The organism is Rhodococcus sp. BP-332 (assembly GCF_019836065.1).
Taxonomy (GTDB): domain Bacteria; phylum Actinomycetota; class Actinomycetes; order Mycobacteriales; family Mycobacteriaceae; genus Rhodococcoides.
On record NZ_JABUEC010000002.1, the window covers coordinates 328,840 to 353,785 of the forward strand.

General features: G+C 67.1%; 29 protein-coding genes. 9 read left to right on the forward strand and 20 right to left on the reverse strand.

Annotated features, from left to right (window positions below):
• Positions 1 to 1,524, reverse strand: a complete 1,524-nt coding sequence (locus HQ314_RS07230; protein ID WP_222639404.1) for an MFS transporter — start codon at positions 1,522 to 1,524, stop codon at positions 1 to 3.
• A complete protein-coding gene (locus tag HQ314_RS07235; protein WP_056441868.1) occupies positions 1,521 to 2,111 on the reverse strand; it encodes a PadR family transcriptional regulator in 591 nt (196 codons plus the stop codon). Before HQ314_RS07235 ends, HQ314_RS07230 begins: the two co-directional genes overlap by 4 nt.
• 82 nt (positions 2,112 to 2,193) lie before the next feature.
• On the opposite strand from HQ314_RS07235, the gene HQ314_RS07240 reads away from it, so the two are divergent.
• Both HQ314_RS07240 and HQ314_RS07245 read left to right on the forward strand, forming a co-directional pair.
• Complete coding sequence (locus tag HQ314_RS07240; protein ID WP_056441865.1) at positions 2,194 to 2,910, forward strand: GNAT family N-acetyltransferase; 717 nt, start codon at positions 2,194 to 2,196, stop codon at positions 2,908 to 2,910.
• 9 nt (positions 2,911 to 2,919) lie between these two features.
• Entirely contained in the window at positions 2,920 to 3,939 is a 1,020-nt protein-coding gene (locus tag HQ314_RS07245) for a glutathione S-transferase family protein (protein WP_222639397.1), read from the forward strand.
• 28 nt (positions 3,940 to 3,967) lie between these two features.
• On the opposite strand, the gene map is transcribed toward HQ314_RS07245, so the two are convergent.
• The 9 genes from map to rpsH form a co-directional block, all read right to left on the reverse strand.
• On the reverse strand, positions 3,968 to 4,762 hold the full coding sequence (gene map / locus HQ314_RS07250) for a type I methionyl aminopeptidase (protein WP_222649725.1): 795 nt from the start codon (positions 4,760 to 4,762) through the stop codon (positions 3,968 to 3,970).
• Between the two features lie 3 nt (positions 4,763 to 4,765).
• The gene (locus HQ314_RS07255) at positions 4,766 to 5,353 is read right to left on the reverse strand and encodes an adenylate kinase (RefSeq protein ID WP_027504674.1); all 588 of its coding nucleotides are present in this window, start codon (positions 5,351 to 5,353) and stop codon (positions 4,766 to 4,768) included.
• Positions 5,350 to 6,672, reverse strand: coding sequence for a preprotein translocase subunit SecY (gene secY / locus HQ314_RS07260; protein WP_027504673.1), 1,323 nt, complete (start codon positions 6,670 to 6,672; stop codon positions 5,350 to 5,352). The genes HQ314_RS07255 and secY overlap by 4 nt, the downstream gene beginning before the upstream one ends.
• Before the next feature lie 221 nt (positions 6,673 to 6,893).
• Positions 6,894 to 7,337 (reverse strand): 50S ribosomal protein L15, encoded by a 444-nt coding sequence (gene rplO / locus HQ314_RS07265; RefSeq protein WP_027504672.1) that lies wholly within the window; start codon positions 7,335 to 7,337, stop codon positions 6,894 to 6,896.
• Complete coding sequence (gene rpmD / locus HQ314_RS07270) at positions 7,334 to 7,519, reverse strand: 50S ribosomal protein L30 (RefSeq protein WP_027504671.1); 186 nt, start codon at positions 7,517 to 7,519, stop codon at positions 7,334 to 7,336. Before rpmD ends, rplO begins: the two co-directional genes overlap by 4 nt.
• Entirely contained in the window at positions 7,512 to 8,183 is a 672-nt protein-coding gene (rpsE, locus tag HQ314_RS07275) for a 30S ribosomal protein S5 (RefSeq protein ID WP_027504670.1), read from the reverse strand. Before rpsE ends, rpmD begins: the two co-directional genes overlap by 8 nt.
• Positions 8,184 to 8,229: 46 nt before the next feature.
• Positions 8,230 to 8,652, reverse strand: a complete 423-nt coding sequence (rplR, locus tag HQ314_RS07280; protein WP_037184745.1) for a 50S ribosomal protein L18 — start codon at positions 8,650 to 8,652, stop codon at positions 8,230 to 8,232.
• The gene (gene rplF / locus HQ314_RS07285) at positions 8,652 to 9,191 is read right to left on the reverse strand and encodes a 50S ribosomal protein L6 (protein WP_027504668.1); all 540 of its coding nucleotides are present in this window, start codon (positions 9,189 to 9,191) and stop codon (positions 8,652 to 8,654) included. Before rplF ends, rplR begins: the two co-directional genes overlap by 1 nt.
• 14 nt (positions 9,192 to 9,205) lie before the next feature.
• Complete coding sequence (rpsH, locus tag HQ314_RS07290; protein ID WP_222649726.1) at positions 9,206 to 9,604, reverse strand: 30S ribosomal protein S8; 399 nt, start codon at positions 9,602 to 9,604, stop codon at positions 9,206 to 9,208.
• 743 nt (positions 9,605 to 10,347) lie between these two features.
• Between rpsH and HQ314_RS07295 the strand changes: the two genes are divergently transcribed.
• Positions 10,348 to 10,833: a hypothetical protein gene (locus HQ314_RS07295; RefSeq protein ID WP_027504666.1), complete on the forward strand. Its 486-nt coding sequence runs from the start codon at positions 10,348 to 10,350 to the stop codon at positions 10,831 to 10,833.
• 71 nt (positions 10,834 to 10,904) lie between these two features.
• Here HQ314_RS07295 and HQ314_RS07300 read toward each other — a convergent pair whose 3' ends face one another.
• The 5 genes from HQ314_RS07300 to rplN all read right to left on the reverse strand — a co-directional run bounded on the left by HQ314_RS07300 (position 10,905) and on the right by rplN (position 14,070).
• Positions 10,905 to 12,419 (reverse strand): APC family permease, encoded by a 1,515-nt coding sequence (locus tag HQ314_RS07300; protein ID WP_051613170.1) that lies wholly within the window; start codon positions 12,417 to 12,419, stop codon positions 10,905 to 10,907.
• Between the two features lie 210 nt (positions 12,420 to 12,629).
• Positions 12,630 to 12,815, reverse strand: coding sequence for a type Z 30S ribosomal protein S14 (locus tag HQ314_RS07305; RefSeq protein ID WP_027504665.1), 186 nt, complete (start codon positions 12,813 to 12,815; stop codon positions 12,630 to 12,632).
• Positions 12,816 to 12,819: 4 nt separating this feature from the next.
• Positions 12,820 to 13,386, reverse strand: a complete 567-nt coding sequence (gene rplE / locus HQ314_RS07310; RefSeq protein WP_027504664.1) for a 50S ribosomal protein L5 — start codon at positions 13,384 to 13,386, stop codon at positions 12,820 to 12,822.
• Entirely contained in the window at positions 13,386 to 13,700 is a 315-nt protein-coding gene (rplX, locus tag HQ314_RS07315; protein WP_027504663.1) for a 50S ribosomal protein L24, read from the reverse strand. The genes rplE and rplX overlap by 1 nt, the downstream gene beginning before the upstream one ends.
• 1 nt (position 13,701) lies before the next feature.
• Complete coding sequence (gene rplN, locus HQ314_RS07320) at positions 13,702 to 14,070, reverse strand: 50S ribosomal protein L14 (RefSeq protein WP_027504662.1); 369 nt, start codon at positions 14,068 to 14,070, stop codon at positions 13,702 to 13,704.
• Between the two features lie 185 nt (positions 14,071 to 14,255).
• Here rplN and HQ314_RS07325 point away from each other — a divergent pair, with 185 nt between their 5' ends.
• From HQ314_RS07325 to HQ314_RS07350, 6 genes are all read left to right on the forward strand, one after another.
• On the forward strand, positions 14,256 to 15,560 hold the full coding sequence (locus HQ314_RS07325) for an AIM24 family protein (protein WP_374197821.1): 1,305 nt from the start codon (positions 14,256 to 14,258) through the stop codon (positions 15,558 to 15,560).
• Positions 15,561 to 15,697: 137 nt separating this feature from the next.
• Entirely contained in the window at positions 15,698 to 16,720 is a 1,023-nt protein-coding gene (locus tag HQ314_RS07330) for a DUF559 domain-containing protein (RefSeq protein WP_308119297.1), read from the forward strand.
• Entirely contained in the window at positions 16,717 to 17,403 is a 687-nt protein-coding gene (locus tag HQ314_RS07335; RefSeq protein ID WP_222649727.1) for a hypothetical protein, read from the forward strand. The genes HQ314_RS07330 and HQ314_RS07335 overlap by 4 nt, the downstream gene beginning before the upstream one ends.
• Before the next feature lie 14 nt (positions 17,404 to 17,417).
• Positions 17,418 to 20,537, forward strand: coding sequence for a helicase HerA domain-containing protein (locus tag HQ314_RS07340; protein ID WP_222649728.1), 3,120 nt, complete (start codon positions 17,418 to 17,420; stop codon positions 20,535 to 20,537).
• Positions 20,538 to 20,579: 42 nt separating this feature from the next.
• Positions 20,580 to 21,584 (forward strand): aldo/keto reductase family protein, encoded by a 1,005-nt coding sequence (locus HQ314_RS07345; protein ID WP_222631698.1) that lies wholly within the window; start codon positions 20,580 to 20,582, stop codon positions 21,582 to 21,584.
• Positions 21,585 to 21,660: 76 nt separating this feature from the next.
• Entirely contained in the window at positions 21,661 to 23,205 is a 1,545-nt protein-coding gene (locus HQ314_RS07350; RefSeq protein ID WP_222649729.1) for a sodium:alanine symporter family protein, read from the forward strand.
• Between the two features lie 6 nt (positions 23,206 to 23,211).
• Here the strand turns inward: HQ314_RS07350 and HQ314_RS07355 are convergent, their stop codons facing one another.
• From HQ314_RS07355 to rplP, 4 genes are all read right to left on the reverse strand, one after another.
• A complete protein-coding gene (locus tag HQ314_RS07355; RefSeq protein ID WP_222645519.1) occupies positions 23,212 to 23,904 on the reverse strand; it encodes a hypothetical protein in 693 nt (230 codons plus the stop codon).
• A gap of 100 nt (positions 23,905 to 24,004) precedes the next feature.
• Positions 24,005 to 24,286 carry a 30S ribosomal protein S17 gene (gene rpsQ, locus HQ314_RS07360; RefSeq protein WP_027504655.1) on the reverse strand — a complete coding sequence of 94 codons (282 nt, stop codon included), beginning with the start codon at positions 24,284 to 24,286 and terminating at the stop codon, positions 24,005 to 24,007.
• Positions 24,283 to 24,528 carry a 50S ribosomal protein L29 gene (rpmC, locus tag HQ314_RS07365; protein WP_027504654.1) on the reverse strand — a complete coding sequence of 82 codons (246 nt, stop codon included), beginning with the start codon at positions 24,526 to 24,528 and terminating at the stop codon, positions 24,283 to 24,285. The genes rpsQ and rpmC overlap by 4 nt, the downstream gene beginning before the upstream one ends.
• Entirely contained in the window at positions 24,528 to 24,944 is a 417-nt protein-coding gene (gene rplP / locus HQ314_RS07370; protein WP_027504653.1) for a 50S ribosomal protein L16, read from the reverse strand. Before rplP ends, rpmC begins: the two co-directional genes overlap by 1 nt.
• Between the last annotated feature and the right edge of the window lie 2 nt (positions 24,945 to 24,946).

Below are 24,946 nucleotides of genomic sequence, written 5' to 3' on the forward strand. Positions count from 1 at the left end.
TCAGCGGACGGGCGTCGTCCCGGCCGGAACACTCGCCTCGACCGACGGATCCGGAACCGCAGCCCCGTGCCCACCGAAGTTGGGGCGCGCGTAGAAGAGCGTCGCGATCGCTCCGACCAGCAGGACCGCGGCCGGGAGGTACAGCGACTGGGCGAGCGCGGTGGCGAACGGTTCCGCCACCTGTGCCGGCACCCGGCCCGTGGACAGCTCGCCCGACGCGCCGGCCGCACCGGCGAACGGCACCTCGGCGGAGATGCGGGACTGCATCAGCACGCCGATACCCGCACTGCCCAGCACGGACCCGATCATGCGGGTGGTGTTGTAGACGCCGCTGCCCGCGCCGGCCTGCGACATCGGCAGGTTGCGGGTGGCCGTGGCACCGAGCGGAGACCAGATGAGCGCGTTGGCCACACCCATCAGGGCGATGGGCATGAGGAGCCGGACGATCGCCGTGGTCGGTGTCATCTCCATCGCGAGCCAGACGAGGGCGACGGTGAGCAGGGTCAGGCCGGTGCCGGCGATGTAGCGCGGGTGCACGCGGTCCACCAGACGGCCGACGTTGGGCGCGAGCACGCCGGTGAGCACCGCCATGGGCACGAACAGCAGGGCCGAACGCGTGGGCGTCAGTCCGGTGACGCTCTGCGCGTAGAACATGATCGGCAGCATCATGCCCGTCATCGCGAAGCCCATGGCCGCGATGCCGATGTTGCTGAGCGAGAAGTTCCGGTCGCGGAACAACCCGAGCGGCACCAGAGGCTCGTTGCGGTTGCGCGACTGCCACACGATGAACGCGGCGAAGACGACCACGCCGACGGCGATGGAGGTCCAGATCCACCCGTTCCAGTCGTACTTCTGCCCCTCCTGCAGACCGAAGACGATGAAGAACAGGCCGGCGGCGGACAGTACGACGCCGGGGATGTCGAACTTGTGGTCGTTGGTGGGGAGCGTCGGCACGAACTTGACGGCCAGTGCGATGGCGACGACACCGACGGGGAGGTTGATGAAGAAGATCCACTCCCACCCGAACGCGTCGACCAGCACGCCACCGAGCAGCGGACCCACCAGGGTGGCGACGCCGGCGACCGCGCCCCAGGCGCCCATCGCGGCACCGCGCTTGTCCTTGGGGAAGATGCGGGTGATGACGGCCATGGTCTGCGGCGTGATCATCGCGGCGCCCAGGCCCTGCACGGCGCGCGCGGCGATGAGCATCTCGATCGACCCCGACACGCCACACCACAGCGAGGCGAGAGTGAAGACGACGAGCCCGCCGATGTAGAGGTTCTTCGGCCCGAACCGGTCGCCCAGACGGCCGGTCACGAGGAGCGGTACCGCGTACGCGAGCAGGTACGCACTGGTCACCCAGATGACGTTCGAGATGTCGGTCTGCAGACCCTCGAGGATCGCCGGCTGCGCGACGGCGACGATGGTGGTGTCCACGAGAATCATGAAGAAGCCCAGGCACAGGGTCCAGAGCGCGATCCAGGGGGACGCCTCCTTCACGGCCGGGCTGGTGGTGCTGGTCATCGGTGGTCCTGTCGTTCGGTGAGAATGCTGTCCAGCCAGGGGAGACGTCCGGAGTCGATGTCGTCGACGAAGGCCCGGAGCCAGGTGAGTTCGGCCTCGCGCAGGGCGAGGGTGTAGTCGAGGCCCACGGAGAAGAGCCGGGGAACGTGGCGATCGACGGCCATCGCATCGATGACGCGCATCTCGTCGAGATCCTTCTCCAGCAGAGCGATACGGGTACGGACGAGTGTCGCGACCTCCGGCCCGGGGAGGTTGTGCGACTCGGACAAGGCGAGGGTGAACTGCGAGTACTCGGGCGTGGGTTCCGCCAGGAGAGTACGCAGGGTGTCCGACAGAGCCGCCCGACCCGAGTCGGTCACCGAGTAGGTGGTGCGCTCGGGCCGATTACCTTCCCGTTCGGTGCCGACCGCCACGATCAGCTCACGCTCCGCCAGGCGGTCGACCGCGTGGTAGAGCGACCCCGGACGTACCTTGAGCAGTCGGTCGTCCTTGCGCTCGAGCAGGAGCTGATACATCTCGTACGGGTGCATCGGCCGCTCGAACAGGCACGCGAGCACGGCGATGGCCAGCGGTGTCACGCGTTCCATGTCGATCCCCTCGCCCGTATATTCCGCTTGGAATATACGGCGCCGAGCATGGTCGCCACAAGCGGCGCTAGCGTGGACGGCGATGAACTCCCACCAGATCGACATCGTCCGTCTCGCCTGGGCGCGAGAACTGGGTCTTCCCGACGACGCCTCGCTCGACGACGCGGAGCGGTTGCACGTGGTCGACGACGACGCGACCCGCCTCACGTTCGTCGTCCTGGACGGCCACGCGGTCCTGGTCGGACCCGGCGACATCCTCGACCGCGCCGAGGCACTGGGCAACGACGTGCTCGCGACGCGGGACGGTCTCGCCGAGCTCGCGGGACAGCGCCGGGGTCGTTGCGGTGGACCACGGGTCCTCGCCTTCCTCGACGACAGTCGCGACGACGTGCGCGTCGAACACCCTCTGATCTCCCACGACGGGCACGATGTGGACCGCGTCCTCGCACTGGTGCCTCCCGACGACGCCACCGGGATCCGCGCGGTCGGCGTCGACTCGTGGTTCACGGTGTTCGACGACGCCGACGGTGAGGACGACGCTCTCCCCGCGGCCGCTGCCGGGTACGTCGAGTGGCGCGGCTTCCTCGCCGACACCGTCGCGGTCACCGTGCCGTCACGACGCCGGCGGGGGTACGGCTCGACCGCCGCACGGCTGGCCACGAACGAGGCCATCGACGCGGGACTAGTGCCGCAGTGGTCGGTGCCGATGGACAACGCGACCGCCCGGCTGTTCGGCCTCTCGCTCGGCTTCACCGAACTGGGAGTGCACATCGGGATGGAATTGACCGACCCCGGGTAAGTTACGACCATGAGCACCGACAGCGGTACCCCGTCCTACGTGGAGAAGGGCGGCTTCGACCGCGACACGAACTACATCGAGGACCGCATCATCGACGATCCGTCGTCGCGCTACCCGGTGGAGCCCGGTCGTTACCGCCTCGTCGTGGCCCGCGCCTGCCCGTGGGCCAACCGCGCCATCATCGTGCGTCGGCTCCTGGGTCTCGAGGACGCCATCTCGATGGGAGTGTGCGGACCGACCCACGACAAGCGGAGCTGGACCTTCGATCTCGATCCGGACGGCCTCGACCCGGTGCTGAAGATCCCACGTCTGCAGGACGCGTTCCTCGCGCGCTTCCCCGACTACCCACGCGGGATCACCGTGCCCGCCATGGTGGAGGTGTCGACGGGCGAGGTGGTCACCAACGACTACCCGCAGATGACGCTCGACTTCTCGACGGAGTGGACGCGGTACCACCGTGAGGGCGCACCCGACCTGTACCCGGAAGCGTTGCGCGGCGAGATCGACGAGGTGGCGGAACTGATCTTCCACGACGTCAACAACGGCGTCTACAAGTGCGGTTTCGCCGGCTCCCAGAGCGCGTACGAGAAGGCGTACGACGCTCTCTTCGCGCGACTGGACTGGCTGAGCGACCGTCTCGAGAACCAGCGATTCCTGGTGGGCGACACCATCACCGAAGCCGACGTCCGTCTGTTCACGACGCTGGCGCGGTTCGATCCCGTCTACCACGGCCACTTCAAGTGCAACCGGAGCAAGCTCTCCGAGATGCCGGTGCTGTGGGCCTACGCCCGAGACCTGTTCCAGACACCGGGATTCGGCGACACCACGGACTTCGTGCACATCAAGTCGCACTACTACGAGGTGCACACCGACATCAACCCGACCGGCATCGTGCCCAAGGGGCCGGACCTGTCGAGCTGGTTGAGCCCACACGGCCGGGAAGCGTTGGGCGGCAGGCCGTTCGGAGACGGCACTCCCCCGCCGCCGCCGAAGGAGTCGGAGCAGGTTCCGGCCGAGCACTGGGCCTGACGACCCGGACGGGTCGGAAGGATCTGCGTCAGGGACGCAGAGTGAGAATCCTCGGCCCGTCCTCGGTGACGGCGACCGTGTGCTCCCAGTGCGCGGATCGCGATCCGTCCATGGTGACCACGGTCCAGTCGTCGTCCAACACGCGGGTCTCGTGGGTGCCCAGTGTCAGCATCGGCTCGATGGCGAGCGTCGACCCCACCACCAGCTCGGGGCCCTTGCCCGGCGCACCCTCGTTGGCGAGGAACGGCTCCATGTGCATCTCGCGGCCGATGCCGTGGCCGCCGTAGCCGTCGACGATGCCGTAGGTACGTCCGTGCGCCGCAGAGGCGGCCAGCGTGCCCTGCTCGATGGCGTGCGAGACGTCGGTCAGGCGGTTGCCCGGGAGCATCGCTGCGATACCGGCCTCCATCGACAACCGAGTGGCCTCGCTCAGCTGCTCGTCTGCCTCGATGACGGCACCGACACCGAACGTCCAGGCGGAGTCGCCGTGCCAGCCGTCGAGAATGGCGCCGCAGTCGATCGAGATGAGGTCACCCTCGGCGAGCACGTCGGACGAGTTCGGGATGCCGTGCACGACGCGATCGTTGATCGAGCTGCAGATGCTGCCCGTGAAGCCGTGGTACCCGAGGAACGACGGCACCGCGCCCGCGTCCCGGATCACCGCCTCGGCCACCGCGTCGAGTTCGAGCGTGGACACGCCGGGCTTCGCCGCGTCGCGCACCGCCACGAGAGCGGCGCCCACGACGGCCCCGGCCGCAGCCATGGCATCGAGCTCACCGGCGCTGCGGAACGGGACCACCTTGCGCTTACGTCCGAAAGCCATGGGTCAGTCGTCGCCCTGGATCGCGTCGATGACCTTCTTGTTGACGTCCTCGACCTCGCCGACGGCGTCGACGGTCACGAGTAGTCCCGACCGGCCTTCGGCCTGCCCGCTGCGACCATGGCTCTTGTAGTACTCGAGCAGCGGAGCCGTCTCGTCGCGGTAGACCTTCATCCGGTTCCGGATGACGCTCTCCTTGTCGTCCTCGCGCCCACGGGCGAGCATGCGCTCGACCACGACGTCCTCGTCGATGACGAAGGAGACGACGGCGTCGAGCGTCGTGCCCGCGTCCTCGAGGATGGAGGCGAGTGAGTCGGCCTGATCGGTCGATCGCGGGAAGCCGTCGAGGATGAAGCCGTTGGTGGCGTCGGGCTCGGCCAGACGGTCGCGCACCATGTCCACGGTCAGCGCACTCGGGACCAGGTCGCCCGCGTCGAGGTACTTCTTGGCCTCGATGCCCAGGGGCGTCTTCTGGCCGATGTTCGCGCGGAAGAGATCGCCCGTCGAGACGTGGGGAATTCCCAGCTTCTCCGACAGCAGCGTCGCCTGCGTACCTTTGCCTGCTCCGGGAGGACCGAGGAGGACGAGTCTCACTTGAGGAACCCTTCGTAGTTGCGCTGCATCAGCTGGCTTTCGATCTGCTTCACCGTGTCGAGTCCCACGCTCACCATGATGAGCACCGCGGTTCCGCCGAAGGGCAGGTTCTGGGCGCCACCGGAGTTACCGATGTCGAGGAACAGGTTGGGAAGCACAGCGATGGTGCCGAGGTAGATGGCACCGGGCAGCGTGATGCGACTGAGAACGAAATTGAGGTAGTCGGCCGTCGGACGTCCCGGCCTGATGCCCGGGATGAATCCGCCGTACTTCTTCATCTCGTCGGCACGTTCCTCGGGGTTGAACGTGATGGCGACGTAGAAGTAGGTGAAGAAGACGATGAGGCCGAAGTAGATCGCGATGTACACCGGGTTCGCCGGGTTCACCAGATACGTGTTGATGGCGCGTTGCCACCAACTCGGATCCGCCGCCGTGCTGGCATTGGTCAGCTGGGCGATGAGATTGGGGAGGTACAGCAGCGACGACGCGAAGATCACCGGGATGACACCGGCCTGGTTGACCTTCAGCGGCAGGTAGGTGGACGAACCGCCGTACATGCGGCGGCCGACCATGCGCTTGGCGTACTGCACCGGGATGCGGCGCTGGCCCTGCTCGACGAAGACGACGCCGATGATGATGGCGAGAGCGGCGAGGCAGACGAGCGCGAAGACGATGCCGCCGCGGCTGTCGAGAATCGACTTGCCCTCGGACGGGATGCGCGAGGCGATGCCGGCGAAGATGAGCAGCGACATGCCGTTGCCGACGCCGCGCTCGGTGATGAGCTCGCCGAACCACATGACCAGGGCAGCACCCGCGGTCATCACCAGCACGATGGTGACCAGTCCGAAGATGGACGAGTCCGCGATGATGTCGAGGTTGCAGCCCTGGAGCAGCTGCCCGCGCGAGGCGAGCGCAACGAGACCCGTGGCCTGCAGGATCGCCAGCGCGATGGAGAGATAGCGCGTGTACTGCGTCATCTTCGCCTGGCCGGCCTGGCCCTCCTTGCGGAGTTCCTCGAACCGCGGGATGACCACGGTGAGGAGCTGGACGATGATGCTCGCGGTGATGAAGGGCATGATGCCGATCGCGAACACGGACAGCTGCAGCAGAGCGCCGCCCGAGAACAGGTTGATCAGCGAGTAGATGCCGGCGGAGTCGCCACCCGACACCTGGTCGATGCACTGACGGACGTTGCCGTAGTCGACACCGGGCGACGGCAGCGTCGCGCCGAAGCGGTACAGAGCGATGAGGCCGAGAGTGAAGAGGATCTTCCGTCTCAGGTCAGGTGTCCTGAGGGCCGACACAAAGGCGGAAAGCAACGATCCTCCTGGACGGGGTGACTAACGAGGGAGATGGTCGGGGCGCACTGGCACCCCGTCGAACTCTAACAGCGCCGCGGAGTGCGCAGCCCGGGCCGAGCCGGACAACCCACTCACCGTGGCACCGAACGGCCGATGGCCGCAGCACGAGAGTCGTACCACGGCCATCGGTCCGTACTGCCGGAGGCCCGCTCACTCGTCGAGTGAGCGGGCCGCCGAACTCACAACTCGGTGACGGATCCGCCGGCTGCGTTGATCTTTTCCTTGGCACTGCCGGTGAACTTGTCGGCGGTGATGGACACCTTCACCGACAGGTCGCCGTCGCCCAGGATCTTGACGAGACGGTTCTTGCGCACCGCACCCTTGGCGACCAGATCGTCCTTGGAGATCTCGCCACCCTCGGGGAACAGTCGCTCGATGTCGACCAGGTTCACGACCTGGTACTCGACCCGGTTGCGGTTGGTGAAGCCCTTGAGCTTCGGCAGCCGCATGTGGATCGGCATCTGGCCACCCTCGAAGCCGGCCGGGACGTTCTTACGAGCGCCCGTGCCCTTGGTGCCACGACCTGCGGTCTTGCCGCGCTTTCCGCCTTCACCGCGACCGACGCGGATCTTCGCGCTCTTCGAACCCGGTGCGGGGCGAAGATGATGCAATTTGATGGTCACTTGGTGACCTCCTCAACGACGACGAGGTGACGCACCACGTTGATCAGCCCGCGGGTCTGCGGGGTGTCCTCGCGAATCACCGACTGGCGGATCTTCTTGAGGCCCAGCGTGCGAATGCTGTCACGCTGGTTCTTCTTCTGACCGATGGTGCTCTTGATCTGGGTCACTCTGAGGTCAGCCATGAGCTGCTCCTGCTGCTGCCTGGGCGCGAGCGCGCAGCATGCCGGCGGGAGCGACGTCCTCGATCGGCAGACCACGACGAGCCGCGACCTCTTCCGGACGCTGCAGGCTCTTGAGAGCCGCAACGGTGGCGTGCACGACGTTGATCGCGTTGTCGCTACCCAGCGACTTCGCGAGGATGTCGTGGACACCTGCACACTCGAGCACGGCACGCACCGCGCCACCGGCGATGACACCGGTACCGGGGCTTGCCGGGCGCAGCATGACCACACCGGCCGCAGCCTCACCCTGGACGGGGTGCGTGATCGTGCTACCGATCAGCGGGACGCGGAAGAAGCTCTTGCGAGCCTCCTCGACACCCTTCTGAATGGCGGCCGGAACTTCCTTGGCCTTGCCGTAGCCGACGCCGACCAGACCGTTGCCGTCTCCGACGATCACGAGGGCGGTGAAGCTGAAGCGACGACCACCCTTCACGACCTTGGAGACGCGGTTGATCGCGACGACGCGCTCGAGATTGTTCTTCTCGGGAGCGTTGCCGCCCCGCGAGTCGCGACGGTCGCGACCTCCACGGTTGTCTCCGCCGCGGTTGTCACCTCCGCCTGCATTGGGTCCTGCGTTGGCTCCGGCGGGTCCGCTGCCGCCGTCACGCCGTTGACGTCCCGGCATCAGGCTGTCCTTCCGTTGGTGAGCTGAATCTTCGCTGCGTTGGTCATCAGAACGTCAGCCCGCCTTCGCGAGCTGCATCGGCGAGAGCCGCGATGCGTCCGGCGTAACCGTGGCCACCGCGGTCGAAGACCACTGCCTCGATGCCGGCCGCCTTGGCACGCTCGGCGATGAGAGCGCCGACCTTCGCGCCACGGGCCTTCTTGTCGCCCTCGGTCGCGCGCACATCGGCCTCGATGCTGGACGCGGACGCGAGAGTGCGGCCGGTCAGATCGTCGATCAGCTGTGCGTGCAGGTGACGCGAGGAACGGTTGACGACCAGACGGGGACGCTCGGCGGTTCCGGAGACCTTCTTGCGAAGACGGAAGTGGCGGCGCGTCTTGGACAGGCGACGACGCGTGGAGGCGTCCTTGCCCAGCGGGATGCGCTTCGGGTTCGCGTCGGAACCCTTCGTTGCTGCGGAGTTGCTCATCACTTACCTGTCTTTCCGACCTTGCGGCGGATCTGCTCACCCTCGTACCGAACGCCCTTGCCCTTGTACGGGTCGGGACGACGGAGACGACGGATGTTGGCAGAGATCTGGCCGACCTTCTGCTTGTCGATACCCGAGACCGAGAATCGGGTGGGCGTCTCGACCGCGAAGGTGATGCCGTCGGGCGCCGTGATCGGCACCGGGTGGCTGTAGCCGAGAGCGAACTCGAGGTCGCTGCCCTTCAGTGCCACGCGGTAACCGACGCCGTGAATCTCCATCTTCGTGGTGTAACCGGTGGTCACACCCGTGATGAGGTTCGCGACGAGAGTGCGCGAGAGGCCGTGGAGCGAGCGGCTACGACGCTCGTCGTCCGGCCGGTTGACCGAGAGGGATCCGTCATCGTTCTTGGCGATGGTGATCGGCTCGGCGATGGTGAGACTCAAGGTGCCCTTGGGTCCCTTGACGGTGACATCCTGGCCGGCGATGGTGACATCGACTCCGGCGGGAACTGTCACAGGAAGCTTTCCGATACGCGACATAGTGGTGGCCTCCCTTACCAGACGTACGCGAGGACTTCGCCGCCGACGCCCTGATTGGCCGCCTGGCGATCGGTCAGCAGGCCGGTGGACGTGGAGATGATCGCCACGCCGAGGCCGCCGAGCACCTTGGGCAGATTGGTGGATTTTGCGTACACACGCAGTCCGGGCTTGGACACCCGACGCACACCGGCGAGGCTGCGCTCGCGGCTGGGGCCGTACTTGAGGTCGACGATGAGGGACTTGCCCACCTCGGCGTCCTCGGTGCGGTACTCGGAGATGTAGCCCTCACGCTTGAGGATCTCGGCGATGTTCGCCTTGATCTTCGAGTGAGGCAGCTTCACCTGATCGTGGTACGCCGAATTGGCGTTGCGCAGACGCGTCAAGAAGTCTGCGATCGGGTCGGTCATGGTCATGACAGAGTTCATGGCCCTTTCTCGCAGCGGTTCCCATGCAGCACGTGCGAGCTGGTGCCCTGGTAGCAGGGCCTGACTCGTCCCGTCGTGGGCCTACAGCGAAGTGTTCTGTCCTGACCGACTGTTGCCGGTCAGGGGTTGCGCTCCTGCCAGTGCAGACGTGAGCACTGGCGGGTGTTTCGAGCATCATGGCAAGAAACCTGAGTAGCTCGGGTCGTATGCAGGCATGACGGTACCCGGGCAACCGGTCAAGTGTAAGGGAGTGACCTGCGGGGACCAAATCGGTGCAGGTAGGGCGGGTGGTGCCGGTACTGCAGGGGTGTGCGCACCGGTTCCGGTGGGCTCGGGGTGGACGGCGTGGGGTGCTGCGAGGGGTGTGCGCACCGGTTCCGGTGGGCGGACACCCTATGCAGCCTGCGGCGAGGGGTGTGCGCATCACGGAACGAGTGCGCGGCGGTGGTGTCGGCCGGGTGCGGCGTGAGGTGCCGGTGTGGCACTCGCCAGTGCCGCAGGGGGTGTGCACACAGGTTGCGGTGGGCGAACACCCCCTCCGGCCTGCCGCGACAGGTGTGAGCCTCACGGGAGGTGTGCACGGTGCCCAGCGCCGGCCCGAACGGTTCACCGCGACATCGGTCGGGTTCAGCCGCGGAACCAAGTTCGGTGACCGATTGGTCCGTTTCGCTCCGCCATTCTCGTTCAGCCTTTTAGTGTCCATTCAGAACGTTTATCGCGCACGACGAGTGATGGAGGACGATGTGAAGACCGGTGTACGCACATTCGGCAAGGTCGGAATGGTGGGAGCGGCAGCTGCTGCGGCGCTGTTGGCAGGGTCGGGAACGGCGTCGGCGGCGGTGCTCGCCGTCGTCGCGGTACCCACGCCCGGCGTCGAATCGATCAGCACGCTGGTGACCGTGACACCCGCTCTCGCCTTCACGGGCGCGGTGGACTGCACCGTCACCGCGACCGAAGTGGGTGACGAGACCAACACGGCGAGCGCCTCGGGCCCCGCCACGCCATTCCTGCCGATCGCTCCCGCCGTCGGCACCATCGTCATCGACGGACTCGAGGCCGGGCTCTACAGCGTCGCGGTGACGTGTGACGACGGCGGCACATCGGTCGACACGCTCGTCGACCTCCCCGTCACAGTGCTTCCGGAGGGCAGCCTCCCGCCTGTCGTCCCACCTGTCGGTGGCGGTGGCTCTCTGCCGTTGGACATCTTCGAGAGCTGACGCTCGACGACGCGAGCCCCGGTCCTCAGGGAGGTCCGGGGCTCGTCTCGTGCGCGGGTCGACCCCGCCGGTCAGTCCTTGCCGTCTCCCCGATCACGCACCCGGTCACCGAGGTTCGCCTTCTCGTCGCGGTCGAGCGCATCCACGTCGATGAAGCGCGACTTGCCCTGCGTGGCACGGTTGACGAAGAACGTCACCACCCACAGCGCCACACCGAGCAGCAGCATCGCGCCGGCGATGCGGTACTGGATCATCTGCGCATCGGTCCGCGCCCACGGTCCGACGAGGAACAGGCACAGCGTGCCGCCCGTCACCGGAACCCACAGCGGTGCACTGAAGCCCGTCGTCTCCTTCTTGCGCTTGAGCACCAGGTTGGCGACGTTGACCACCGCGAACACGCAGAGCAGCAGCAGCCCGGTCGTTCCGGACAGAGCGCTGACGACCGAGTTCCCCTGCAGCTGGTTGACCACCACGATCAGCACCAGTGCCATGACGGTGGAGAACATGATGGCCGCCCACGGCGAGCGACGCGTCGGCAGAACCGCGCTGAGCGACTTCGGCAGGATGCGCTGACGGCCGAGGCCGTAGATCAACCGACTCGCCATCAGCATGTTGATGAGCGCGGTGTTGGCGACGGCGAACACCGTCAGGTACGGGAAGATCTCGTCGATCGGCAGTCCCGGTGCGCCGAGTCGCACGACGTGGAGCAGGATGCCCTCACTGCCGGAGTCGTAGTCCAGCGGCAGGACCGCGATCACGGCCACGACGACGAGAACGTAGATGAGGCAGGCGATGCCGAGTCCGGAGAGCATCATCTTCGGGAAGATCTTCTCGGGCTCCTTGGTCTCCTCGACCATGTTCACCGAGTCCTCGAAGCCGACCATCGCGAAGAAAGCAATGGTGGTCGCGACGGTGACGGCGAGGAACCAGCCCTTCTCGTTGGCGTCGTCGAACACGACCAGGTTGGCGATGTCGCCCTCGGCGCTACCACTTCCCACCGCGACGAAGCCGATCGCGATGACGATGGCGAGCGCTGCCATCTCGATGATCGTCAGGATCACGTTGAACTTGACCGACTCGCCGACACCGCGCAGATTGATCGCCGCCAGCAGCAGCATGAAGGCCAGTGCGACCACCAGTTGCGCTGTGTCGCCGGTGGGTACGTCGAACCACCCGATGCCGTCCTCGGTACTGAAGGTCTCGTGCAGGCCGGCCAACAGGTTGCCCGCCACCACGTTCGAGGACGTCGAGGCGCTGGTGATGCCGGAGCAGATGACGGCGAACGCGACGAGGAACGTCGCGAAATGGATGCCGAAGGCCTTGTGCGTGTACAGCGCGGCGCCGGCGGCCTGCGGGTACTTGCACACCAGCTCGAGATAGGAGAACGCGGTCAGCGTCGCCACGACGAAGGCGAGGATGAACGGCAGCCACGCCATTCCGCCGACATTGGCGATCATGTCGCCTGTCACGGCGTAGACGCCGGCGCCCAGGATGTCGCCGACGATGAAGAGCAACAGCAGTCCGGGTCCGAGGACCCGCTTGAGTTCCGGCGTGGCCGAGGTCTCGGTCTCCGCGGTCTGAGTCATGATTCCTCCGCTCGCTCCCCCGTCGCGCAACACTAGGCCCGGTGAGGCGCCGGCGCGAGGCATACGGCGGGAGACACGCAGAGAGGAACAGACTGTTCGGACCGCGCGACCTTCCTCAACGCACTGCACCCGTGAACGCCGACAGGCCCGAGCCGTGATGGCTCGGGCCTGTCGGGTCGATCAGGTGATCAGATCACCAGGAGGCTTGTCTCACCAGGAAGACTTGTGCACTCCGGGGAGCTCGCCGCGGTGCGCCATCTCGCGCACGCAGATACGGCAGAGGCCGAACTTGCGGAACACGGAGTGCGGACGGCCGCAACGCTGGCAGCGGGTGTACGCGCGAACCGCGAACTTCGGCTTCTTGTTGGCCTTGTTGACCAGTGCCTTCTTAGCCATACGCTCAGTTCTCCTTGAACGGGAAGCCGAGGTGCTTGAGCAGCGCGCGGCCTTCGTCGTTGTTGGTGGCCGTCGTGACGACGGTGATGTCCATGCCGCGAGGGCGATCGATCTTGTCGACGTCGATCTCGTGGAACATCGACTGCTCGTTCAGGCCGAACGTGTAGTTGCCGTTGCCGTCGAACTGCGTGCCCGACAGGCCACGGAAGTCCCTGATGCGGGGAAGCGCGATGGACACGAGACGGTCCAGGAACTCCCACATGCGGTCGCCGCGCAGCGTGACGCGCGCGCCGATGGGCATGCCCTCGCGGAGCTTGAACTGCGCGATGGACTTGCGGGCCTTGCGGATCTCGGGCTTCTGGCCGGTGATCGCGGCGAGGTCTGCGACCGCACCGTTGATCAGCTTCGCGTCACGGGCGGCGTCGCCGACACCCATGTTGACGACGACCTTGACGATGCCGGGGATCTGCATGACGTTGGCGTACTCGAACTCGGTGTTCAGCGCGTCCTTGATCTCCTCGCGGTAGCGAGTCTTCAGGCGCGGAACGATCTTGTTCTCGGTGGTCGTCATCAGATGTCCTTCCCGTTCTTACGGGAAATCCGAACGCGCTTGCCGTTGTCGTCGGTGCGGTAGCCCACGCGGGTGGGGTTGCCGTCCGAGTCGATGACCGCGACGTTGGAAACGTGAATGGGGGCTTCCTGCGTGACGATGCCGCCCGAGGAGGCGCCGCGCTCGTTGGCCGAGACAGCGGTGTGCTTCTTGATGCGGTTGACGCCCTCGACGAGGACCTTGGAGGTCTCGGGGTAGGCCGTGATGACCTTGCCCTTTGCTCCCTTGTCCTTACCGGAGATGACGAGAACCGTGTCGCCCTTGTGCACCTTCATCTCACAACACCTCCGGAGCCAGCGACACGATGCGCATGAACTTCTTCTCACGCAGCTCGCGGCCGACCGGGCCGAAGATGCGGGTACCGCGGGGATCGTTGTCAGGCTTGATGAGAACGGCAGCGTTCTCGTCGAACTTGATGTACGAACCGTCGGCGCGGCGACGCTCCTTCGTGGTGCGGACGATGACGGCCTTGACGACCTCGCCCTTCTTGATGTTTCCACCGGGGATCGCGTCCTTGACGGTGGCGACGATGACGTCGCCGATCCCGGCGTAACGGCGTGACGAGCCACCGAGAACGCGAATGCACAAGATTTCCTTGGCACCCGTGTTGTCGGCGACGCGAAGCCGCGACTCCTGCTGAATCATGGGTCTCCTAGTGACCTGGATGTACGTACGCGGCGGATACCGACCCGACGCGCGCGGTCTGTGGCCCTGGCCGACGCATGCATCTACCACGGGCAACCGCTCTAGTGTAGGGAACACGCGGACGGGATCCAAATCCCCACCACGCGCGACGGCACAGGGCTCTGTCAGGCGCCGGTGGCACACTGATGTCCGTGGACAGCCTCGCACGGGGGGAGAATCGCCCCGCACCCTCGGACAGCCTCGACATCTCCGTGTCCGGCGCCGCCGTGGACGTCTCGGCACTCCTGCTGAACTCCGCGGGCCGGGTTCGATCGGACGCGGACCTGGTCTTCTTCAACAACCCGGTCGGCCCCGGCGTGACGTACGGCAGCAGCGGGATCCGCGTGGACACCCGTGCGGTGCCCCGCGACGTCGACATCGTGGCCGTCACCGCCAGCCTGGACGGATCGGGCCCCACCACGTTCGGCGGCCTGGAGCCGACCATCTCCATCGGACCGGACCTGTCGTTCCGGATGAGCGGACTCACGAGCGAGACCGCCGTCGTGTGCGTCGAGATCTACCGACGCGGCGACGCCTGGAAAGTCCGTGCCGTGGGCCAGGGCTTCGACGACGGGCTCGCGGGCATCGCGACGAACTTCGGCATCACCGTCGACGACGAGCCCGCGCTGGCCACGACACCGGCACCGACACCGACACCGACCGTCGTCTCCACCACAGCAGCACCACCACCCGTACCGACGCAGGGAGCACTGGCCGTGAGAAGTGAACTGTTCGCCCCCACCCACGCCGAGGTCCAGGGCGTCGGCATCCAGAAGCAGGGCAGCAAGATGGCCCGCGTCGCGATGAACGGCGAGATCATGGCGCGCTCGGGATCGATGGTGGCCTACCAGGGCGACCTGAAGTTCGAGGCACAGGGATCCGGCGGCATCGGCAACATGATCCGTCGCACGGTGACGGGCGAGGGCGTGCCGCTGATGAAGGTGTCCGGTCGCGGCGACCTCTTCCTCGCGAACGCCGCCCAGGACGTGCACATCATCGACCTCGACGGCAGTGACGGTCTCACCATCAACGGCGCCAACGTGCTCGCGTTCGACTCGTCGCTGTCGTACCGCATCGGCCGGGTCCAGGGTGCGGCCGCCAGCAGCAACGCGGGCCTGTTCAACTGCATCTTCACCGGGCAGGGGCGCATCGCCATCACCACCGACGGGCAACCCGTCGTGCTGAACGTCGACCAGCCCACCTTCGCGGATCCGCAGGCTGCGGTCGCGTGGTCGTCGAGCCTGCAGACCTCGGTGAAGAGCAACGATCAACTCAACTTCGGCACCCTCATCGGCCGCAGCACCGGCGAGCGCTTCACCCTGCAGTTCTCCGGGCAGGGGTTCGTCGTCGTGCAGCCGTCGGAGCAGCCGCCCGGCGGGTTCGTCGGCGGCACGGGCGGCGGGCAGCAGGCCGGTGTCGGCGGCGCGCTGGGTGGCCTGCTCGGACGGTGACCCGCGCGACACGGGTTCCCGTCCCCGGGTACGGTTTCGGGGATGGTAACCGACAGGGCAGGCCTGAAGTCGGCCGAAATCGGCCGCGGGGCGGTGGCCGGTCCGGTCGGCCTCGACACCAGGGCGGGGGTGATGACGTGACGACACGCGTCGACACCGCGACGCCCTGGTGGCACGACGCCCCGCTCGACCGGGTCGTACGACTGTCCGGCGCCGCGATGCGCGATCTCGCCGAGTCGGTGGACCCGCTGCCGTCCGATGCTCCGGCCGCACTCTTCTTCACCCTGTCGAACGGCTCCGCGTCGGAGATGGTGGACGCCGTCGTCGCCGCGATCGAGCAGGCCGCGCTCGACCTCGTCCCCTTCCTGCTGCCCGGCGACGTCGGCGACCGCTCGTCGCTGGCCCGCGACGCCGCTCGGGCACGAGCTCACGAGCACGCGTCTTCGAGCGAACACTTCGGCCCGTACCTCGCCCATCTCGCGGGCGCGTCGACGTCGGGACGCCCCCTGCGTGTCGACGCCTTCGCTCGCGAGACCCGAGCCGCCGGTGCCGCCCGCGTGATCGCCGACGTCCACGGGCGAGAGCGCGCCGTCCTCGTCGTGGACGTCCCCGCCGACGCCGACCCGGCAGCGGTGGCGACCGCCGCGGAATGGTGGTGCAGCACCGGGACGGGCGTGTGGTTGACCGGGGCCGGTGCACCCGCCGTGGACAGGTTCCCGGTGCTGACCGTGCGCACTCCGTCGACCCCGGACGACGTCGACACCATCGTCGACCGCTTCCGGCCGCTGAGCTACCCGCCCGTCGAGGGGCGTCCGCACGCGGCCAGCGCAGCGGAGATCCTGCTGGACCGCGTCCTCTCCACCCGCGAGTGGGCGGCGGGCCGACGCCACAACCGGTCCGTCCGGCCGACGACGTTGAGCAGACCGTTCACGCTGGACGTGTCGTGGGTCGATGAGAGGGTCGCCATCGAGATCGACGGCCACGAGCACCGTGCGCGTGCTCAGTTCGCCGACGACCGGTCCCGCGACAACCTGCTGCAGACGCACGGCTGGATCGTGCTGCGCTTCACCAACGAGGACGTGCTCGCGGACCACGAGAGCGTGATGACGATGATCGAACAGGCACTGCACCGACGACGATCGAAGGGGACTCCCACGTGAGCGCGAACGAGTTGACCGGCACCGAGGTGTCCGTGCTGATGGTGCTGATGGCCGAGGCACGCGCGGTGCGCAACCCCGAACTGTCGACACTCGGGCCCGAGTTGAAGAAGCCCCACCGGGACCACCTCGCGTCGCTCGGCCTGATCGAGGTGGGCAAGCAGGGTCGGACGATGACCGTCGAGCTCACCGACAAGGGCTGGAAGCACTGCTCCGACCTGATGGGCACGCAGGCGCCGAAGGGTGCGGCCGGCCCCGGCAAGGCCCTGTTCACCGTCATGGCAGGCCTCGGCCGGTGGTTCCACCGCGACGACGTACGTCCCGCCGAGGTCTTCTTCCCGCGCGACACTCCGACGTCGATCACGGCGCCGCCGACGCCACCCAACGCCATCGTCGCCCCCGCGGTCCGCAGTGAACTGTCCGCCGCGGACGTCGAACAGCGGATCCGGTCGACGTACACGGACCTTGCTCGTGAGCCCGGGGCCTGGGTGCGGCTGTCGCGGCTGCGGCCCGCCCTGTCCGACATCTCGCGCACGGATCTCGACGAGGCGCTCGCCCGGCTGCGACGCGCCCCCGACGTCTCCCTCATCCCCGAGGAGAACCAGAAGACACTGACCGACGAGGACCGCGCCGCGGCCGTCGATGTCGGCAACCAGCAGAACCACCTCTTGGCGATCGAACAGTGATGGGCGGCTCCACGATGACGACCACGAAGTCCGAACAGATCCGCGCTCTCGAGTCGGTGCGGCTGAGCTGGGCCCCCACACCCGACGACGTGTGGCGGTCCCAGTCGGACGTCCACGTGCCCGGGATGCACGAGCGGGTGTTCACCGAGGTCATGAGTGCGTACACCGACGCCGAGAACTCGGACGACGCCAGTCCGCTCGGCGTCGTCGTGCAGGGCCCCGCGGGTTCCGGCAAGACGCACCTTCTCGGGCAGGTCCGCGAGGAGGTGCAGTCGCGCGGCGGCTACTTCTTCCTCATCCGGCTCCTCGACGCCGCGGGTTTCTGGCGCTCGACACTGATGGGCATGCTCGACGATCTCAACCGCCCATCGGGTCGCGGTGACGACAGTCAGCTCCGCCTGGTCCTGCGGCGGCTCTGCGACATCGCCGGCGTGAGCGAGGACCAGCGGCGACAGGTCATGGGGGAGACCATGATCGACGCCGACACGCTGAACGAGTTCGTCACCGGCGTCTACAAGGCCCATCCCCGCCATCGTCGGACCTCCCAGCACACCCTGCGTGCCCTGGTCCTCTCGATCGCACCCGACGCGGCCGTGCAGGACATCGGCGACGCCTACCTGCAGTCGATCGACGACGTGGACGCCGACGAGTTCGAGTCGTGGGGCATCCGCCGCGCGGAGCTCGGTCACCAGGGCATCGCGGAGAACATCTCCCGACTGCTCGCGATCACGGGTCCCACCATCCTCGCCATCGATCAGATCGACACCCTCGTCGCGCAGGCGCGCACCGGCGCCGACAAGGACTACGCGGACGAGCAGGAGGACAAGGTGGTCGAGCAGCTCGCCCACGGTCTGATGACTCTCCGTGAGACGTTGCCGCGCACCGCCTCCGTGTTGTCGGCGCTGTCGAGCGCGTGGGATCTGATCGCCGCTCGCGGGGTCGCACCGATGCGTGACCGGTTCCGGGTGACGCAGCGGCTCAAGCCGATTCCGTCGTCGGACGTCGGCCGCCTGCTGCTCGAGCGTCGCCTCGAGGCGTGCTTCCGCGAGGTCGGCTTCGCCACCCCGCACCCGACATGGCCGGTGGCCGTCGACGCGTTCGACAAGGCGCCGGACTTCACTCCCCGCCAGCTGCTCATCGCCGTCGACAAGCACATCCGCCACTGCCTCGAGACGGGGGTCGCGACGGAACTGACCGACTTCGCCTCCAGCGGAGGGGGATCCGACACACCGTCGCTCCCCACGGCCAAGCGATCCGAACTCGAGGCGCTCGACGAGCGGTACGCGCAGTTGCGCAGCGCCGCGGACGTGTCGACACCGCTCGAGCCCGGCACCGAGGACAGCCTCGTCCCGGCACTGCTCTCCGCCGGTCTCGACGCGTGGATCCACGAACACCAGTCGTCCGACGACAGCCTCGCGCAGGATCCTCCGCCGAGCGGCCGCCCGGCACTGCATGCACGGCTCCGCCACACCGTCGACAGCGACACCGACGACGAGGAACACTGGTGCTTCCGCGCCGTCTCCTCCACCAATGCCCGTGCGGCACTGGCCCGTATCGAGCGGGCCGTCACCGCGGCGGGTCTCCACATCGACATGCCGCGCCGTCGGTTGATCCTCATCCGCAACGCACCGTGGCCCAAGGGCGCGAAGACGGAACAGACCGTGGCGGCGCTGCACCGCGCCGGTGGTGTCGAGGTGCCGCTGAGCGAGGACGATCGCCGCTCGCTGCACGCCCTGGGTGCTCTCCGGTCGGAGAACTCGCCGGCCCTCACGTCGTGGCTGCTCGCTCGCAAGCCGGCGCACGAGATCGCGTTGTTCCGCGAGGTGCTACCCGACGCGAGCGTCGTCGACGACGATCAGGCACTCATCGAACCCGAGGTGTCGCAGGCTCCCGCGGCAACTCCGCGCCGGGAGCAGATCGAGATGGGGACGGAGCTCAGCACCAACGCCGAGGTCCGCATTCCGCTCGAGGCGCTGCGCAAGCACACGGCGATCTTCGCCGGATCGGGTAGCGGCAAGACCGTGCTCATCCGTCGGCTGGTCGAGGAGTGTGCCCTGCACGGTGTCTCGTCGATCGTGCTCGACATCAACAACGATCTCGCCCGCCTCGGGACACCGTGGCCGGAGGACGAACGCACGTGGCCGCCGGGCGACGAGGCGAAAGCTGCTGCGTATCTGCGGGACACGGACGTCGTCATCTGGACTCCGCGCAAGTCGTCGGGGCGGCCGCTCAGTTTCCAGCCGCTCCCCGACTTCGCCAGCGTCGTCAACGACAAGGACGAGTTCGACGCGTCCGTCGAGTCGGGTCTCGCGGCGCTGGCTCCCGCCGCACTGGCGACGGGCACCACGGAGAAGGCGAAGCACCGCCAGGCGGTGCTGCGCGCGGCACTCGACGGGTTCGGGCGGCGCTCGGCCGGCGACATGTCGGACTTCATCGACCTGCTGGAGAATCTCCCCGCCGACGCCAGCGATCTGCGCGACGCCGTGCGCATCGCGGCCGATCTCGCCGAGAACCTCAAGGCCGCGATGACCAACGACCCGATGTTCGCCGGGTCCGGCACTCCCGTCGATCCGGGTGTGCTGCTCACCCCGGCCGAGGGGAAGAAGGCGCGCGTGTCCGTCATCAACCTCTCGGGGCTCACCACCGAGGAGCAGAAGCAGAGCTTCGTCAATCAGCTGCAGATGGGTCTCTTCGCCTGGATCAAGAAGAACCCGGCGGGTGATCGACCGCTCGGCGGACTCTTCGTCATGGACGAGGCGCAGAACTACGCGCCCTCGGACAAAGCGACACCGGCCACGCACAGCACGCTCGCACTCGCGTCGCAGGCCCGGAAGTACGGCCTGGGCCTCGTCTTTGCGACCCAAGCCCCCAAGGGGCTGCACAATCGCATCGCCGGGAACGCGGCCACCCAGTTCTACGGCCTGCTGAACAGCCCCGCCCAGATCCAGGCGGCGCAGGAGATGGCGCGCGCCAAGGGCGGCTCCGTGCCCGACGTCGGACGTCTCCCCGCAGGTCAGTTCTACGCGGCCGTCGAGGGTTCGGAGTTCCGGCGTACGGCCACTCCCCTGTGCCTCACCTTCCACCCGAAGAGTCCCCCCACCGAAGAGGAGGTCCTCGCGCTGGCGCGCGAGTGAGAGGAGAAGTCCTGGCGCCGGCGCGCGAGTAGCGTTGTTCGCATGGCTTACAGATTTCTGGGCAACAGCGGACTCAAGGTTTCCGAGATCACCTACGGCAACTGGCTCACCCACGGGTCGCAGGTGGAGAACGACGTCGCGACCGCCTGCGTGAAGGCGGCTCTCGACGCCGGCATCACGACGTTCGACACCGCGGACGTCTACGCCAACGGCGCGGCCGAGACCGTGCTGGGCAAGGCGGTGGCGGGCGAGCGTCGTGAAGGTCTGGAGATCTTCACCAAGGTGTATTTCCCGGTCGGCGAGAAGGGCCCGAACGACACGGGGCTCTCGCGCAAACACATCTTCGAGGGCATCGAGAACTCGCTGCGACGCCTGGGCACCGACTACGTCGACCTCTACCAGGCGCACCGATACGACCACGAGACGCCGCTCGAGGAGACCATCGCCGCCTTCGGTGACGTCGTCCAGCAGGGCAAGGCGTTGTACATCGGTGTGTCCGAGTGGACCGCGGACCAGCTCCGCGAAGCGCAGACACTGGCCCGGCAGCGCGGTTTCTCCATCGTCTCCAATCAGCCTCAGTACTCCGCACTCTGGCGCGTCATCGAGTCCGACGTGGTCCCGGCGTCCAAGGAACTCGGTATCTCGCAGGTCGTCTGGTCACCGCTGGCTCAGGGCGTCCTCACGGGCAAGTACGTTCCCGGACAGCCGCTTCCCGAGGGCTCGCGCGCGACCGACGACAAGGGCGGCGCGGACATGATCTCGCGCTACATGAACGACGAGACGCTGACGCGCGTGCAGAAGCTGAAGCCGATCGCCGACGACCTGGGCATCACGATGTCCCAGCTCGCCATCGCCTGGGTGCTGGCCAACGACAACATCGCGGCCGCTCTCGTCGGCGCGTCTCGTCCCGAGCAGATCGCCGACAACGTCAAGGCGCAGGACGTCACCCTCGACGCCGACGTGCTCGCCAAGATCGACGAGGCGCTGGGCGACATCGTCGAGAAGGATCCGTCGAAGACGGTGAGTCCCGAGAAGCGTCTGGTCTGAGGTCAAGATCAGGTAAAGGATCGGTCAGATACGTCTGAAGGCGTGCAGGATCCGGGATGCCGGGGTCGAATGAGACATGACTTCCGTACCCCGGATCCTCGCGGCCGACGGTGGCACCCTCACCACCATCGAGAATGCCATCAATTCCACCTTCGAACCCGTCACCGAGGCGGTCACCACCGTCGTCTTCTTCTCCGTCGACATCGGCGGTGCATCGGTACCACTGGTCGTGCTCTGGCTCCTGGCCGCCGCGATCATCTTCACGGTCACCTTCAAGTTCCTGCAGGTACGCGGCGCCACACACGCGGTGGAACTGGTCCGCGGGAAGCACGACGACCCCACCGCACCCGGCGAGGTGAGCCACTTCCGCGCCCTGACCGCCGCCGTGTCCGGCACCGTCGGGCTCGGCAACATCGCCGGTGTCGCGGTCGCGGTCACCCTGGGCGGACCCGGTGCCACGCTGTGGATGATCCTCGCCGGCTTCCTCGGTATGGCCACCAAGTTCGTCGAGTGCACGCTGGGTGTGAAGTACCGCGACGTCCACGAGGATGGCACCGTCTCCGGTGGTCCCATGAAGTACTTGACCAAGGGGCTCGCGGAACGCGGGATGAGCCGGGTCGGAAAGATCATGGCCACCGTCTACGCGGTGATCATCATCTTCTTCGGCATCTCCGGCGGAAACATGTTCCAGGCGAACCAGACCTACGCTCAGGTGCGCAGTGTCACCGGTGGCGACGACGGCTTCCTCGGCTCGGACGGCGCGAAGTTCGGTTTCGGGCTCGTCGTCGCCGTGGTGATCGGGCTGGTCATCATCGGCGGGATGAAGTCCATCTCCGCCGTGACGGCCAAGCTGGTTCCCGCCATGGCCATCGTCTACGTGCTGGGATGCGCCGTGGTGATCGCCGTCAACATCGAGCAGGTCCCCGGCGCCATGAGTGCGATCGTGACGGGCGCCTTCTCCCCCACGGGCGTGGCGGGTGGCGTACTGGGCGTCATGATCATCGGCATCCAGCGCGCCGCGTTCTCGAACGAGGCGGGACTGGGATCGGCCTCCATCGCGCACTCGGCAGTCAAGACGCGTCATCCGGTCACCGAGGGATTCGTGGCCATGCTCGAACCGTTCATCGACACGGTCGTGATCTGCACGGCCACCGCTCTGACGATCGTCATCGCGAACACGCAGTCCTGGCAGGACCAGCGCGCCATCGTCGCGGAGACCGGCGCTCTTCCTGCCGGCGGCGTCACACTCACCTCGGACGCGTTCGAGACGGTGCTCCCCTGGTTCCCGTACATTCTGACCGTCGCGGTGGCGCTCTTCGCGCTGTCCACCGCCATCACGTGGGCCTACTACGGGTCGCAGGCGTGGACGTCCCTCTTCGGCCGCAGCGCCCTCGCCAAGCACAGCTTCAACGTCATCTTCTGCCTCTTCACCGTCGTCGGCACGGTGCTGTCGCTCGGATCCGTACTGGACTTCGCGGATGCGGCGCTGTTCGCCCTGGCCTTCGTCAACATCATCGGCCTGTACCTGCTGCTCCCCGTCGTGAAGCGGGAGTTGCGCGACTACATGGCGCATCGCCGGGGCGAGACGGTGGCGGTCGACGACGTGGACGTCACGGGCTGACCGCGCCTACGCCTCCAACGCCCCCGCGATCCGCTGTTCGATCTGTGCGTACGCAGTCGTCGGCAGCGTCACCAGACCCTCGAGCTCGGTGCGCGCCTTGCGGTACGCCGCCTGTCGCTCGGCGGGGGTCGAGGCGCCGTCCAAGGCCATGCGCAGCAGCGACTGCGCGCGAGTGAGTCGGTTCTGCTCCGCCTCACTGAAGTTCCCGCGGCGGCGACGCTTGGCCTCGGACTCGGCGGCGGTGAACGCCACGGCGTAGTCGTGCACGGCCGAGCGGTAGAGCCGCTGCGCCTCGACATCGCCGACCAGTTCGTCCGCCGCCGACGGCCGGAGGGAGTCGGCTTCGAGCTTGGCTCGGTGGAAGGCCACCGTCATCGGGTCGCGCATGTTCGTCATCATCGGAAACTCGAGCAGGTTGATGACGTCGGTCTCGTAGGCGAACCACCGAGCGTTCACGTCGTCGTGCTCGGCGAGCGCCTTCTCGACGGATCGACGTTGTGTCTCCGCGTCCTGCTTCGTGGACTTCGAGAGTTCGAGCGCTGCGACCTTGGCCTGCTGCTTGATGCGGTACCGCTCGAGGCGACGGTCGGCCCGCCGCTCGTTGGCAGCACCGATCCCCTTCACCGCACCGGCGATGGATCCGCCGAAGACGAACACCAGCCACCAGTACTGCCCGGCGAACTGCATCACACTGTCCATGCCGATCCCCTCTCGTCCGGCCATCGTAGCGAGGACCGGAGAACGCAGAACGACCCCGCACTCACGAGGAGTGCGGGGTCGTCCATGGGTGCTGCAGGTGTTACTTGGCCTTCTCGAGGACCTCGACCAGTCGCCAGTGCTTCGTGGCGGACAGGGGGCGGGTCTCCATGAGCTGAACGCGGTCGCCGACGCCGGCGACTCCGTTCTCGTCATGGGCCTTGACCTTGGTGGTGCGTCGGATGATCTTGCCGTAGAGGGCGTGCTTCACACGGTCCTCCAACTCGACGACGATCGTCTTCTGCATCTTGTCGGAGACGACGTATCCGATACGCGTCTTCCGGCTGTTGCGGGTGGTCTCTTCAGTCACTGTTTCCTCGCTCATGCTGCGTCACCTGCCGTGTCCTCGGAAGGTCCGGCGGCAAGCCCGAGCTCGCGCTCGCGCATCACGGTGTAGATGCGCGCGATCTCGTGGCGGACGACGCGCAGCCGACGGTTGTTGTCCAGCTGGCCGGTGGCCATCTGGAAGCGGAGGTTGAACAGCTCCTCCTTCGACTCACGAAGGCGGGTGATCAGTTCTTCGTCGCCGAGCTCGCGGAGCTCGGCAGCCGGGGTACCGGTAGCCATCAGAACTGAACCTCCCTCGTGATGATGCGTGCCTTGATCGGCAGCTTGTGAATCGCACGCGTCAGAGCTTCACGAGCGATCTGCTCGTCCGGGTAGCTGAGCTCGAAGAGCACGCGGCCGGGCTTGACGTTGGCGACCCACCACTCCGGCGAACCCTTACCGGAACCCATGCGGGTCTCGGCAGGCTTCTTCGTGAGCGGACGGTCCGGGTAGATGTTGATCCAGACCTTGCCACCACGCTTGATGTGGCGGGTGACGGCGATACGGGCTGCCTCGATCTGACGGTTGGTGATGTAGGCGGGCTCGAGAGCCTGGATGCCGTATTCACCGAAGGTCACCTGAGTTCCGCCCTTGGCGGCACCCGAACGCTTGGGGTGGTGCTGCTTGCGGTGCTTGACCCGACGGGGGATCAACATGC